We start from the raw sequence: 13,089 nt of genomic DNA, 5'->3' as shown, positions 1-13,089 counted from the left end.
CATGGGTGCGCGTTTTGAGGTTTCACGAATTTTCTATCATCCAATAGAAAAAGTCAATTAGCCATGTCAAAGAGCTATGCTCATAATATACATATAAACCAATAAGAATAATCGGATAAAATGGAGGTATTCCCATGACCCTATCAGAGACATCCAACCTTTCTCAAGAAAGAAGAGAGCGTGCATTTCAAGAAGCCGTTTCTTTCGGCACGTTCATCGAGCAGGCGCAGGTGAACCAACAGGCACTTGCGGCTAATTTCGAAGCTTATGCGCCGGACGAACGGCAGTTAGATTTCCTGAACGAACTCCAGGAACCGGTGGACGTTCTCGTGCTTGCACACGATTGGTGCGGAGATGTTGTCGCGAATCTTCCGCTGTTCGGTAAAATCGCGGAACGGACAGATAAGCTACGACTGCATATCCTAAACCGCGATCCGGATAATCAAGATATCGCCGACTTGTATAAGCATGCCGACGGGCGCAATCATATTCCTACGTACGTCTTCTTCGACGGATCGGGACAAGAACTCGGCGTCTTCATTGAACGTCCCGCGGAGATCAGCGCCCTTCTTGGCCAATGGATCGCAAATTTCTGGACCGACCATCCGGAGCTCGAAGGCCGCGGGAAACCGATTAGCTCGCTCGAAGAGGCGGAGAGAAAGGAACTGCTTCACTTCTTGAAGCTTCGGAGAACGGAAGTCATCGGCCAAGAACAGAATGCCATTCTTCGGGAAATTCAGTCCATCATTAGCCGATAGGCCCTTAGAAGGGGACTGATATGAAAGTCGTCGGAGAGGAATATGTTGAGTCTTAATCATAAACGAGGTGACGAGAATGAGTGATATCTATCGATTGGCTACGCTAGATGATGCCGAGGAATTGCTTGGCGTCATTCTGAGGGCTTATGAGACGATTCGGGAGTTAGGCATTAATTTCCCAGCGGCTTACGCAGACATTGAGATGGTGCGGGACACTGTCGCAAATCATGAATGTTACGTGCTTGTTCGTGACGGTGCAATCATTGCGACAGTCACCATCTCCGAGCCAGTTGAGCAGCTAAAGGCAATTGCTGATTTTCCATTTATCATGAAATTTGCGGTTGAGCCCGCTTTCAAAGGTCAAGGAGTCGGCAACTGTCTTCTCACATGGGTAGAAGAAGACATAGCCCGTGGCAAGTGGAAGGCAGAAGCGGTTACACTTGGTACAGCCGAACGCCATCCGTGGCTCGTGCAGATGTACGAGCGAAGAGGTTACGAACGCATTTACGAGCTCGAGACCGTGGATGACGGCAAGATGGTTCTGTTGAAGAAGCAGCTAACCCGATCGGAACAATCGTTAGGCGAAACAATGATCGTACTGACCTAAGAGGACAAGAGCATCATGTCATTAATAGTCATCATGTCAATAAAAGCCGCGAAAATCGCGGCTTTTATTTCGTCTGTTGCATATCGAATTATTTTAGTTTATGAGAAAATGATGTGGGGTTTATCATTATTCGGAGAAAAGAGGGACGAGCGTGAAACATTTTCCAATCGGAATGATCGGTGCAGGCGGGATTGCGATTTCTCAGCATTTGCCTAATTTGCAGAAGATCGAAGGAGTCGAGTTCGTTGCTGTAGCTAATCGCAGTCTGGAGAGCAGCAGGAAGGTGGCGGAGGCGTTCGGTTTCGCCAAAGCATACGAGCATTGGAAGGAAGTAGTGGACGATCCGGCGGTGCACATCATCTTTAATTGCACCCCACCTTATATGCACAAGGAAATCAGTTGCTACGCGCTATCCAAAGGCAAGCATGTATTTTGCCAGGCACGAATGGCCATGAATTTAGCCGAAGCCGAGGAGATGCTTGAAGCCGATCGGAATACGAAGCTTACAACTATGCTTTGTCCTCCTCCTACCTATATGGCAGTTGAACCATTCGTGATGCAATATTTGGCAGAAGGACATCTCGGAGAAATTCGCCATATCATGCTCCATCATGCGACGAGCTCGCTCAATGATCCGGAAAAGCCTCTGCATTGGCGTCAGCGTCAAGATCTGCAGGGGATAAATCTGCTGGAAGTTGGCATTATGGGCGAGGTGCTAAACCGGTGGTTTGGCCCGCTCAGCCACTTAAGCGCGCTCGGCAAAACCTGGGTGAACGAGCGGCCAGCCGACCTTGACGGCAAGTCTAAGGTTGATTTGCCGGATTCGGTTACCGTCATTGGACAGTTCAAGATCGGTGCAACTTTCACAGCCCTATTCACCGGAGCGGTCAACACCGTCGCATGCAGCTTGACGATTCACGGAAGCAAAGGGACGCTCCGCTGCATCCAGGGCGAGCCCTTCGTGTTTGTGCAAACGAGTGAGGGGGAACGTAGAATCGATATCCCTGAAGATTTAGTAGGAAAATGGGAAGTAGAGAAGCAATTTCTGCGTGCCGTAGCAGATGGAAAGAAAGGCGCTCCTTCGTTCGAGGAAGGTGTGCGGTATATGCGGTTTACGCAAGCGATCACAGATTCAATGGAGCAGGGGATGCGGCCGGTTCAGCTATAAACTGTGGCTGATCAAACGTAGCGTTTGAGTTCGCCTTGTTTATTACATCTCTTTAAAGTACTTGACGCGGTAATAAGAGCCATATCCAAGGATAAATAGATAGGCAAAAACCAATACAAATAACGTAGTTATATCTATATCCATTAAGGAAAATGCTAATATTAAAGCTCCATACATAAAAACAATCATGTCATATGCTTTCGCTTTAGCCCGATTAGCGATTGCCAAATTTCGCTCATCTTTCTTGTCAATCTCCATCTGCTTTGCTGCGGCAGGATTATTCTTCATAGTGAATCGGATGAGTAATTCTCCCATACCGTGCCCGAATATAGCACAGCCGAGCCCAAAACTGATAGAAGGTAATACTCGCAGTAAACCTTGTGGATCTTCAATTGTTTTAATGAAGTACAGACCAACTGCAAATAGTGCTACACCTGCAATGGTAAGAAAATATGATGAAATCGTTTTTTTCATACAGTCTCATCCTCCTCATATATAAAGATCTCTTCGATACTCATACCGAAAAAGCGAGCAATCTTGAACGCCAAGAGGATCGATGGGTTATAACGCCCCTTTTCCAGCGAACTGATCGTTTGCCTTGACACTTCAAGAGCCAATGCCAATTCTTCTTGCTTAATTCCGCGTTGCTTGCGGATTTCTTCTAAGCGGTTGTTCATGTGTTCACTCTCCTTATGGAAAGCTAACTTTCCATAAGGAGAGAATATCGTGCAACGCAAGAACTGTCAAGCGTGCTTTCCATTTTAAAGGATCAAGTTATTGTCGAGCAGATTACATCAACATTTTCGGCTATTATTAAAGTGATTTATAGAGATTGATTTACATGTGATTGGAGATAACAGATATCATAGAAAATAGAAGTCCGAGGTGAAAGTAGGATGAAGCGGTTAAAAGAACCCCGTAAAGAAGAAGGAAGAAATGTAACTAGTATCCTGGAAACCGTTGATGTGCAAAGCGGAGAAAGTTACATCTTGGCCGAGTTCGATTATCTGATTGAGGCGCCTAATTGGACTCGCGACGGCAAGTCTCTCATCTATAACAGCTTGGGACGGCTCTATACATTTGACATCGGTACGGGTGAGAGCACAATAATCGAATCGGGTTTTGCCAGTCAATGTAATAATGACCATGTACTTTCACCAGATAACACACATGTAGCCGTCAGCCATCATACCTACGAGGATGGCCAGTCCCGTATTTATATTTTTTCCTTGCAAGGTGGCAATCCCGTGCTTGTCACTCCGATGGCTCCCAGTTATTTGCATGGTTGGTCACCGGACGGAACCCTACTCGCTTATTGCGCCGAGCGGGACGGTGAATACGATATTTACACCATTCCCGTAAGCGGAGGCATCGAAGAGCAATTAACGGATACCGCTGGACTTAATGACGGGCCCGAATATTCACCGGATGGCAAGCACATTTGGTTCAATTCCGTACGCACAGGACTTATGCAGGTATGGCGCATGAATGCCAATGGTAGCGAACAGATTCAGATGACATTTGATGAAAGCAACAACTGGTTTCCTCATATCTCTCCTGATGGAGAAAAGGTTGCTTATATTACATATCGTAAGGGCGATGTCGCTCCCGGGGACCATCCCCCCAACAAGGAAGTAGAAATCCGTATCATGCCTAGCTCAGGCGGTGAATTCCGTACGCTTGTTAAGCTATTCGGAGGACAGGGAACCATTAACGTCAATTCCTGGTCTCCCGATAGCAAGCAATTGGCATTCGTTAGCTATAGAATGAAGGAGTGATATTGTTCGAAAATATGTAACAATGGTCGAAGTACTTATTAACATCCTTCATTCGTGTTATCATGTATAATAAAGCGATAACTCAGTCAAACTCAAAGGACTATTTTGGAGGGAATTCCCATTAATAAAAATGCAATGGATATGTTGAAGAACACGAGCCGTACTTTTTATATACCGATCAGTAAACTTGATGGGGCATTAAAAGATGCAGTCGCATCGGCCTATTTATGTATGCGTGCAATAGATGAAATCGAGGATCATGAAGAGATTTCTGTACAATTGAAGGTGGCGCTGTTAAGCGGGATCAACGAGGCATTTAATTCTCCGCAAGTAATCGAAGCCACTCAAAAGCTGTTAGCGCCTTATCGGGAGGTACTACCAGCGGTTTCTATGCAGCTTGATGAATGGGCGATTCTGTGTCCGCCTACCGCGGCTCCGATTGTATTTCGCTACATAAGTAAAATGGCTTTGCAAATGACCGATTGGGTTCAGAATGGATGGAATATTCATACGGAAGAAGACTTGGACCACTATACCTACAGTGTAGCCGGAATGGTTGGCGAAATGCTGTCCGAGCTATGGCTGTGGAATGACGGAACCAAATCCGATCATGTGAAGTCAGTTTCATTCGGAAGAGGACTCCAGGCCGTTAATATCATCCGCAACCGAGACGAGGATCTTAAGCGAGGTGTGGATTTCTTCCCGGACGGCTGGGAACTCAAAGACATGCTGCAGTACACACGCCGCAATTTGGCAATCGCCGATTCCTACATTGAAGATTTGAACAAAGGTCCAGCGTTGAAATTTTGCAAAATCCCATTAGCGTTAGCTCATGCTACAGTGAACCTCATCTCCGTAGGCGGAGGCAAGCTAACGAGAGATACGGTTCTGAAAATTGTCAATCATCTAAGCTGAATGAACGACCAACTCGGTCGGAGTATAAATCGATTAAGGACACCTGGGATGGTGTCTTTTTTTTCTGAACATAGAACTAATGGACAAGTTTGTAGCTTCGGGCACGTTGGAAATATGCTCCTATGAGCCATTGTAGGCATTTAGAATGGAACTTAGCAAGCCAGGGAATCTTTCTTCTAGATCAGCTGTTCGAATGGACAAGAAACGCTGGGTTCCCTGCACGCGAACCTGTACGACCCCCGCTTCGCGCATTGTACGAACATGGTGGGATAACGTTGATTTCACGACGTTAGCATCGATGCCGCCACAAGTGCTTTCTCCAATTCTGCTGATTTCTGCAACAATAGATAACCGAACGGGATCACTGAGCGCATAGAGGATGGACGAGAGATGAATATCAGCTTTGTCCGGGTGATATAGTATCCTCAGGATGTTTCCTCCTTGTCGAAACGTAGTGATTGCATTTTACCATACCGCATGCTATATTTCTATTGTTCGATAACAATCGAATTATTAAACAGACAATCGTTGGAATAACATGTCAAAAATGAACTCATTAAAAAATAACAAGTGGCGTGGGGGAACAATTATGACAAATCAAGATACCAATCAAGCAACGAACTCGCATTCAGTTGAAGTATTGTTCAGTCCTTTTTCATTAGGTAATCTCAGCTTAGCTAACCGGATCGTGATGGCTCCGATGACGCGAGCCTTCTCGCCAGGAGGTGTACCTGGACAGGACGTAGTAGATTATTACCGTAGACGCGCGGCTAATGGCGTTGGCTTAATCATCACGGAAGGTACGCTGATCAATCATCCAGCGGCAACCGACAATGCTAATATCCCTAACTTTCATGGAGAAGAAGCGCTTGCTGGCTGGAAACGCGTCGCTGACGCGGTGCATGAAGCGGGAGGGCGTATCGTGCCGCAGCTCTGGCATGTCGGGATGACCCGAATGAACGGTTCACTTCCTCATCCGGAAGCGCCATCGATTGGACCTTCAGGACTCAATCTACTGGGTGAACAAGTGAATGAACCGATGACGCAAGCGGAAATCGATCAAGTCGTACAAGCTTTCGCACAAGCGGCAGCCGATGCGAAACGGATTGGCTTCGACGGTATTGAGCTCCACGGCGCCCATGGTTATCTGATCGACCAATTCCTCTGGGAGAGAACGAATCAACGCACGGATGAATACGGTGGCGATTTAAAGGCACGTACTCGATTTGCCGTCGAGATCATCGAAGCTTGCCGCCGCGCAGTAGGTCCTGAGTTCCCGATCATCATTCGATTGTCGCAGTGGAAATCGTCTGAATATACAGCGAAACTCGCAGCTACGCCAGAACTGCTCGGTCAATTACTCGCTCCTCTCGTGGAAGCAGGTGTGGATGTATTCCATTGCTCGACTCGCAGGTTCTGGGAACCCGAATTCGAAGGATCTAGCCTTAATTTGGCAGGATGGGTGAAAGAGTTAACGGGCAAGCCTACGATTACGGTGGGGTCCGTCGGTCTCGATGATGAATTCATGGGCTCCTTCAGAGGAAAAAGTGCAGGAACGTCCGACATTAACGAGCTGCTTGTCCGTTTAGAACAGAACGAATTCGACCTCGTCGCTATTGGACGCGCCTTGTTGGTGGATCCTGCCTGGGCTGAGAAGGTTCGGGGAGAACGGTTCAATGAACTCCTTCCATTCTCCGCTGACGCATTGCAGCGTTTGTACTAATTCAACTCCTTGAAAACACAGAACAAAAAGAGATGACACTTCAGTCATCTCTTTTTGCTCTCTGGCAGGCTAAAGCTATTGAAAATTCATGCTAAAGATGGGATGAATAGATGGGGGAGAATGAGCCCTAATTGGTGACGTTTTCATTTTTCACAGTGCCTCTAAGCTGTATGGTTCCTACACTGGGAAAATTTTCTCGCTAGATAAATTATTTTTATTGACACAATAAAAATAATTTTTTAAATAATCTATAGTCGAGACGAGCAAAAAGCAGTACAGTAGAGAAAGAAAAAAGGTTGCTTTCATCTTCAAAGTGTTTTGTGATTTATTTCACACTCCCTCATTTATTTGCGTTGGAATGCTTTACCGCGTTGCACGTTTAATGGGATTAAGTCTGCACTGCCTACAACGGCGGGCAGGGGGTTCATCTTGCAAGATGATCGCAGCTGAGTGACTACATCTGAAGGAGGCAATACAATGAGTGAAACAATGGTAAAAGACCTGGAGCAGCAGGAATCCGTATCGGCACTGGCGAAATCGGACGTGCTTGATCAACTACTGAAGCCGGAAGTGCAAGAAGCGCTGACGCAGCTGGTGGACCAACTGCCGAAACTGTCCGAAATGATGAGCTTGATGACGAAAACGTACGAACTTGCGCAAAAGGTCACTTCCGACCGCGTCTTGATCCAAGACACAGTGGGTGGCATTCAAGAAGTCGTGAAACCGCTGACAGAGAAAGTGAAAGGCTACGCGTCTGCAGCTATCGAAGCAAGCGACCGCGCAGAAAGCAACGAGAATGTAATCGGTTTGTTTGGTATGATTAAGCTTCTGAAAGATCCGGAGCTGCAAAAGATGCTTCGTTTCAGCCAAGCGTACCTCGATATCCTGGGTGAAAGAAAGAAATAGAAGCATCATACTAATTGAAGCACGGAGGATGAGATCCCATGAGAAAAGAAATATTGATTCTAGGCGGAGGCTACGGCGGTTTGCTGAGTGCGCTGTCAGCACGCCAGCATCTGACGACTGAAGAAGCGGGCATCACGATCATTAACCGCGTCGGCTCCCACCAAATCATTACGGAGCTTCACCGTCTTGCAGCAGGCAACGTAGCCGAGAAAGCCGTTGCATTGCCGCTCGCGAAACTGCTAAAAGGCAAATCCATCAACATCGTAGTCGGCGAAGTGCAAACGATCGACGTTGAAGGCAAAAAAGTCGCTTTGAACGATGGATCTTCTTACCGTTACGATAATCTGGTGCTTGCGTTGGGTAGTGAAACAAACTACTTCGGCATCCCTGGACTGCAAGAAAATAGCCTGACGCTGAAATCCGTCTCAGACGCTAACCGCGTATTTAACCATGTGAAAGACCGCGTCAAGGCTTATGCAACAAGCAAGAACAAAGCAGACGCTACATTCGTTATCGGTGGCGGCGGCTTGTCCGGCGTAGAGCTGGTCGGCGAGCTTGCGGACGAGCTTCCGGGAATCTGCCGTGAATACGGCGTCAACTTCTCGGACGTTTCGATTTCGCTGGTCGAAGCGATGCCTACAATCCTGCCTATCTTCTCGCCTGAGCTGATCCAGCGCGCAGTTACAAGCTTGGAATCGCGTGGTGTAGAATTCCTGACTGGTCTTGCGATCACGGAAGTGAATGGCAACATCGTTACGCTGAAGGACGGCAGAACGATCGAGACAAATACGCTCGTATGGACAGGCGGCGTTCAAGGCAGCCCGCTCGTTGGCAACTGTGGCATCGAAGTGAACCGCGGCCGCGCAACGGTCAATGAGTTCCTGCAATCCACATCGCATCCAGAAGTCTCCCTTGCCGGCGACTGTGCGGTCGTATTCGCTACAGAAGGCCGTCCATACCCGCCGACTGCCCAACTGGCATGGCAAATGGGCGAGCTTGTAGGCGCGAACATCGCAGCATCGTACAAAGGCGCTGCAATGGGTACATTCAACCCGGTGTTCTCCGGCACGCTGGCAAGCCTTGGCCGTAAAGACGGCATCGGCGTCATCGGTGAGAGCGGTATCGTGATGAAAGGCTCGCCTGCTTCCTTGATGAAGAAAGCAAGCAATGCCCGTTACCTGTCGCACATCAACGGTTTGTTCTCACTCGCATACTAAGCTAAGCAAAAGTGCGAAAGCAAAAAGCAAGGCAACAAGCCCCGGCTCATTATGAGTTGGGGCTGGTTGTTTTATATGGGATATTTAACCTTGCAACTTTCCCGATTCGATCGCGTCCATAAGTGCATCACCTAGGAACGAGGATACTTACTCTATGAACAAAAAGTGGCTGTTTGGTACAGCGATCGCGGCGGTTACCGCGATATCAGCAATTTCCGTCCACGGCTTGGCGTCAGATCATGTTGCAAGCATGGAGATGAATAATGACGGTTTCGACGTACAAAATATCACTGCAGTGGTTAGACCTAGAGCCCGGCAAATACCAGATCGTAAAAAGGTTTGGTGGAGGCACGCTGAGCGTCAAGCTCGCCGCGCCATTCGAGGTCGTAGCGGAATGAAGCCTTAAGTAGAGGATATTTTGTTGGGGGTTTATCATGAGTTTGTACAACTATAATTTAAGATCAATTTTACTCGTAATTGCTATTTTCTTTCTAATGATTCCGGTTGTTGTGGAGGCAAATGAATCAGGTTCTAACCTAGTAGTCCAAGCGGATGATTCACGCTATTTAGTGGCGACCCAAATCGAGGCAGGAGCTGAGTCAGCTTTTGCGATCGCCAAGGACGGTACGGTATGGGGTTGGGGCGGAGGTTATGGAGCTTTAGGTCATGGCGCTACCACGCCAGCCTTTCTGCCAGTACGCATCCATATTGATCACGTTCGACAAATCTCTAGCGGTTACAGGCACACTCTCTTTTTGAAAGAAGACGGTACGGTGTGGGCAGTAGGTGGAAATGAGCATGGGCAACTTGGTAATGGTCAAATAAGTAATGGAGAGAAGTTATTTACAGAACCGATGCAAATACTAGGGTTGTCAGATGTTATTCATATAGCCGCTGGAGATAATCACAGTCTTGCAGTCAAAAGTGACGGTACTGTTTGGGCATGGGGTGGAAATGAACACGGCCAACTTGGAGACGATACACGAGAGAACAGACTGAATCCGAGACTGGTTGTTGGTATGCCTAAGATGAAAAGTGTCGCTGCGGGACAGTATACATCAATAGTGCTCAGTGAAGAAGGCGATGTTTGGGTATGGGGCTTGCAGGCTTACAACGTGAATGATATCCAGCATGGATTTATTCGCAAACCGACCCCAATGTCTGGCAACAATAAGTATCAAGCAATTGCTGCTGACTCTACACTGGGAGCAGCCTTGGATAGCTACGGAGCTGTATGGGTGTGGGAAAATTACAGCGGTAGCTCATGGAAAGCAGAATCAAAGCTTCAGCCACAGCGGATTCTAAATATGAACAATATTGTTTCATTTACAGTTCATTCAGCGGTAGATTCGAAAGGGAATGCTTGGAAGTGGAAAATTGCTACTGGGAAATATCTAGAGCTTAATGCACTGCCGGTGCCAGTGAACCAGGCACAAGCGATCACTGAGGGTAGTCGCAATATTTATGTACTGATGAACGACGGCAGTATTTATTCGAAAGGATTTAATCAATTTGGACAATTAGGTCAAGGTACTCTAGACTTTGAAGTTGGAAGTTTTAAGCCGATAAGGAAAGCTGCCTCCATTATTTTGAACGGTAACAGCATTGAGCCAACAGTGCCTCCACTAATATTGAACGGAGTAACCTACATTCCATTACGAGGAGTTCTTGAGGCAATGGGCGTGAATATCCGCTGGGATATCGCAAGCAGGTCCGTCATTGCTGATAAAGGTAATAAGCATATCGTCTTCAATACGATAAGCGGGAAAACAGAAGTTGACGGCAAGACTGTAAATCTCGATAAAAAGCCTGTTTATGCGCATGACAGCTTGCTTGTACCGCTTCGATTTGTGTCCGAAACTGTTGGTGCAAAAGTCGTTTGGAATAGTGCTGAATACACGGTGGAAATCAATACTGTTTCTCGCTAACGACAGAAATCCACCTGCATAAATTAATGAGTAAAAGAGCTTGAGAAATCAAGCTTTTTTTGTTATGAATTTGATTATCGAGCATGTGGATTATTTGAAACGACTCAGTTAATTGGAGGCGAACCGAATCAATGTCAACTCTTAACAAAGCAATTGAATTAGCAGCTTTATTTCATGAAGGCCAGAAGGATAAGTCTGGTCAACCGTATATACTTCATCCTCTACGTGTCATGATGTCTCTTGAAGCTGAAGATGCAAAAATTGTTGGAGTATTGCACGATACTATTGAAGACACAGAGCTTACATTAGAGCGGCTTAAAAACGAAGGATTCTCCAATACCATTCATTCTAGACGCTCTGATAAGTGTGACAAGACAAGATCATGAGTCATACGAAATGTTCATTTTTAGAGCGAGGCAGAACGAAATTGGTCGAACAGTTAAGTTCGCTGATTTACGAGACAACATGAATTGGGACAGAATCAAAGCGCCAACACATACAGACAAAAAGAGAATGCAGAAGTATCAAGATGCTTATTTCAATTTGCTTTAAGACTAATTAACCACCTCTGTCCATGAATTCATCTGGCTCAGTAGGAATAACGGCGAGAAGTTAAACAGAGCTTGTTAGGTAACAAGAAAATTATCTCATTAACGGCCGCGAAAATCGCGGCTTTTTATTATGGGATCAAGTTAGCTTGCCGACGATGATCAAGCCAGCGTGTGAAGTTAAGTAATCGCTGAGAGTTTCAAGAGTAATTTTGACCTCACAGGAATTAACTTCAGAGGTGCAGAATGGAATAGTGAGTAAAAACAAGCAGTTCTTCTCACGGATAGCTTGTTTATTCCAAAATAAGGAGTGTAGTCAATATGAAGCGAGTTCTATTATTCGTATTATCCCTGTTAATGTTCTTGCTAACGGCTTGTGGAAAGCCCGATGTTAATAATCATACTGCTGACTACGAATCCACAATGATGTCGGATCAGAACCCTTATTTTTTGGAACAAGAAATGAAATATGTTGAACTTGTCGTCAGAGGAAGTATTCTAGGTCTACAAGAAACTCGCAAACGAGATTCGGGGATAGAAAATTCAAAGGTTGATACCGACTTTGATGTGACACCTGCTATCGTAAAGATAAGTAAAGTGCTGTACGGTAAACGACCAACTTCAGATACGATCACTTTATTACAGCACGGTTCAACATCTGGAATAGAGTCAAAAGATTTTGTGAAAAAAGGAGATGAAGTCATTCTTCTATTAATGAAAACCATGGATGGCTTTTATTGGTCTTATAGTTATGGAGACGGCATTTGGCAGGTCAAGGACGGAATCGTTACCTCTAAAGCTACCAAAGAACTGCTAGTACCTTTTAATAATCGTAGTGTGGAGGAGTTTCAACAAATCATATCGACGGCGGTTAGGAACAGTAAACAAAAAGACCCAGCCGAAAGATTTACCGACATCCTTCAAATCATTAGTGATCACAAAGTAGTAGAAGCTAGTTATCCTCTAAGTGCAATGCAGATTGAATATCCAGATAACCTCTATGCTTATAAATCACAAATTGTTGGATCACTTGTTTTATTAGCAGAAAGAAAAGCATTAGAATCCATATCTGAGAGCTTGGATAAAGGAAATAAACTGCGGAGTTCCGTACGAAACGAAGTGGATTCGAATATTAAAGAAATTAATGAATATATGAACAATAATATGATAACATCGGGACTAAACGAACATACAGAAGATACGGTGAGCTATGTAATCGATCATTTCAGCATGGAAGTAACGAAAGAAAAGGTTGAGCATATAGACTTTTCCGATCTCACGATTGTCAATCCGTTACAAGCTTATGAAGAAGAGGGCATGAATCCACCGAATTTGCGAGATATCATTATCTATTTCTGGGTATTACCTAACAAAGAGTTTAAAATCATCTACCAAACTTACTTTAATGATGGGAAACTGGACTATATCAAATACTTTAACGAGTTCGCTAATGTATTCAAGGAGTTCAATTCACCATTAGCAGAAGATTGCGAGAAAATAGCTGAAGGACTTATGCAATAGCAATCATTTGTAGATGGTGG

15 protein-coding genes are annotated in these 13,089 nt (G+C 45.6%); 12 read left to right on the top strand and 3 right to left on the bottom strand.

Annotated elements, in window-relative coordinates:
- The first annotated feature begins 134 nt into the window (after nt 1-134).
- The 3 genes from BMY11_RS13915 (at nt 135) to BMY11_RS13905 (ending at nt 2,533) form a co-directional block, all read left to right on the top strand.
- Nucleotides 135-758, top strand: coding sequence for a thioredoxin family protein (locus tag BMY11_RS13915; RefSeq protein WP_090576922.1), 624 nt, complete (start codon nt 135-137; stop codon nt 756-758).
- A 76-nt stretch (nt 759-834) separates the two neighbouring features.
- A complete protein-coding gene (locus BMY11_RS13910) occupies nt 835-1,365 on the top strand; it encodes a GNAT family N-acetyltransferase (protein WP_090576919.1) in 531 nt (176 codons plus the stop codon).
- A gap of 151 nt (nt 1,366-1,516) precedes the next feature.
- Complete coding sequence (locus BMY11_RS13905; RefSeq protein ID WP_090576916.1) at nt 1,517-2,533, top strand: Gfo/Idh/MocA family protein; 1,017 nt, start codon at nt 1,517-1,519, stop codon at nt 2,531-2,533.
- Nucleotides 2,534-2,575: 42 nt separating this feature from the next.
- On the opposite strand, the gene BMY11_RS28875 is transcribed toward BMY11_RS13905, so the two are convergent.
- Nucleotides 2,576-3,007 (bottom strand): hypothetical protein, encoded by a 432-nt coding sequence (locus BMY11_RS28875; protein WP_090576914.1) that lies wholly within the window; start codon nt 3,005-3,007, stop codon nt 2,576-2,578.
- Nucleotides 3,004-3,210 carry a helix-turn-helix transcriptional regulator gene (locus tag BMY11_RS13895; RefSeq protein ID WP_090576912.1) on the bottom strand — a complete coding sequence of 69 codons (207 nt, stop codon included), beginning with the start codon at nt 3,208-3,210 and terminating at the stop codon, nt 3,004-3,006. Before BMY11_RS13895 ends, BMY11_RS28875 begins: the two co-directional genes overlap by 4 nt.
- A 219-nt stretch (nt 3,211-3,429) precedes the next feature.
- On the opposite strand from BMY11_RS13895, the gene BMY11_RS13890 reads away from it, so the two are divergent.
- Both BMY11_RS13890 and BMY11_RS13885 read left to right on the top strand, forming a co-directional pair.
- Nucleotides 3,430-4,311: a TolB family protein gene (locus BMY11_RS13890; protein ID WP_090576909.1), complete on the top strand. Its 882-nt coding sequence runs from the start codon at nt 3,430-3,432 to the stop codon at nt 4,309-4,311.
- Nucleotides 4,312-4,446: 135 nt separating this feature from the next.
- On the top strand, nt 4,447-5,226 hold the full coding sequence (locus tag BMY11_RS13885; protein WP_090576906.1) for a squalene/phytoene synthase family protein: 780 nt from the start codon (nt 4,447-4,449) through the stop codon (nt 5,224-5,226).
- Nucleotides 5,227-5,346: 120 nt separating this feature from the next.
- Here BMY11_RS13885 and BMY11_RS13880 read toward each other — a convergent pair whose 3' ends face one another.
- Nucleotides 5,347-5,607 (bottom strand): ArsR/SmtB family transcription factor, encoded by a 261-nt coding sequence (locus tag BMY11_RS13880; RefSeq protein ID WP_371262844.1) that lies wholly within the window; start codon nt 5,605-5,607, stop codon nt 5,347-5,349.
- A gap of 208 nt (nt 5,608-5,815) precedes the next feature.
- Between BMY11_RS13880 and BMY11_RS13875 the strand changes: the two genes are divergently transcribed.
- From BMY11_RS13875 to BMY11_RS13845, 7 genes are all read left to right on the top strand, one after another.
- Nucleotides 5,816-6,949, top strand: coding sequence for an NADH:flavin oxidoreductase (locus BMY11_RS13875; RefSeq protein WP_090576899.1), 1,134 nt, complete (start codon nt 5,816-5,818; stop codon nt 6,947-6,949).
- 477 nt (nt 6,950-7,426) lie between these two features.
- Complete coding sequence (locus BMY11_RS13870) at nt 7,427-7,855, top strand: DUF1641 domain-containing protein (protein ID WP_090576896.1); 429 nt, start codon at nt 7,427-7,429, stop codon at nt 7,853-7,855.
- A 38-nt stretch (nt 7,856-7,893) separates the two neighbouring features.
- A complete protein-coding gene (locus BMY11_RS13865) occupies nt 7,894-9,072 on the top strand; it encodes an NAD(P)/FAD-dependent oxidoreductase (RefSeq protein ID WP_090576893.1) in 1,179 nt (392 codons plus the stop codon).
- Between the two features lie 263 nt (nt 9,073-9,335).
- Nucleotides 9,336-9,470, top strand: coding sequence for a hypothetical protein (locus BMY11_RS29270; protein WP_256217468.1), 135 nt, complete (start codon nt 9,336-9,338; stop codon nt 9,468-9,470).
- 36 nt (nt 9,471-9,506) lie between these two features.
- Nucleotides 9,507-11,000, top strand: coding sequence for an RCC1 domain-containing protein (locus BMY11_RS13855; RefSeq protein WP_090576886.1), 1,494 nt, complete (start codon nt 9,507-9,509; stop codon nt 10,998-11,000).
- Between the two features lie 131 nt (nt 11,001-11,131).
- On the top strand, nt 11,132-11,386 hold the full coding sequence (locus BMY11_RS29705; protein WP_371262830.1) for a hypothetical protein: 255 nt from the start codon (nt 11,132-11,134) through the stop codon (nt 11,384-11,386).
- Nucleotides 11,387-11,869: 483 nt separating this feature from the next.
- Complete coding sequence (locus BMY11_RS13845) at nt 11,870-13,069, top strand: hypothetical protein (RefSeq protein ID WP_090576882.1); 1,200 nt, start codon at nt 11,870-11,872, stop codon at nt 13,067-13,069.
- Nucleotides 13,070-13,089 lie beyond the last annotated feature (20 nt).

It is taken from the genome of Paenibacillus sp. OV219, assembly GCF_900110075.1.
In the GTDB taxonomy this organism is placed as follows: Bacteria; Bacillota; Bacilli; order Paenibacillales; family Paenibacillaceae; genus Paenibacillus_Z.
This window is presented reverse-complemented; position numbering and strand designations above follow the sequence as displayed.

Bases quoted from the DNA above. Each gene is read 5' to 3' on its own strand.
- BMY11_RS13915 (WP_090576922.1), top strand. From the start codon at position 135: ATGACCCTATCAGAGACATCCAACCTTTCTCAAGAAAGAAGAGAGCGT.
- BMY11_RS13910 (WP_090576919.1), top strand. From the start codon at position 835: ATGAGTGATATCTATCGATTGGCTACGCTAGATGATGCCGAGGAATTG.
- BMY11_RS28875 (WP_090576914.1), bottom strand. From the start codon at position 3,007: ATGAAAAAAACGATTTCATCATATTTTCTTACCATTGCAGGTGTAGCA.
- BMY11_RS13895 (WP_090576912.1), bottom strand. From the start codon at position 3,210: ATGAACAACCGCTTAGAAGAAATCCGCAAGCAACGCGGAATTAAGCAA.
- BMY11_RS13890 (WP_090576909.1), top strand. From the start codon at position 3,430: ATGAAGCGGTTAAAAGAACCCCGTAAAGAAGAAGGAAGAAATGTAACT.
- BMY11_RS13885 (WP_090576906.1), top strand. From the start codon at position 4,447: ATGGATATGTTGAAGAACACGAGCCGTACTTTTTATATACCGATCAGT.
- BMY11_RS13875 (WP_090576899.1), top strand. From the start codon at position 5,816: ATGACAAATCAAGATACCAATCAAGCAACGAACTCGCATTCAGTTGAA.
- BMY11_RS13870 (WP_090576896.1), top strand. From the start codon at position 7,427: ATGAGTGAAACAATGGTAAAAGACCTGGAGCAGCAGGAATCCGTATCG.
- BMY11_RS13865 (WP_090576893.1), top strand. From the start codon at position 7,894: ATGAGAAAAGAAATATTGATTCTAGGCGGAGGCTACGGCGGTTTGCTG.
- BMY11_RS29270 (WP_256217468.1), top strand. From the start codon at position 9,336: ATGACGGTTTCGACGTACAAAATATCACTGCAGTGGTTAGACCTAGAG.
- BMY11_RS13855 (WP_090576886.1), top strand. From the start codon at position 9,507: ATGAGTTTGTACAACTATAATTTAAGATCAATTTTACTCGTAATTGCT.
- BMY11_RS29705 (WP_371262830.1), top strand. From the start codon at position 11,132: ATGTCAACTCTTAACAAAGCAATTGAATTAGCAGCTTTATTTCATGAA.
- BMY11_RS13845 (WP_090576882.1), top strand. From the start codon at position 11,870: ATGAAGCGAGTTCTATTATTCGTATTATCCCTGTTAATGTTCTTGCTA.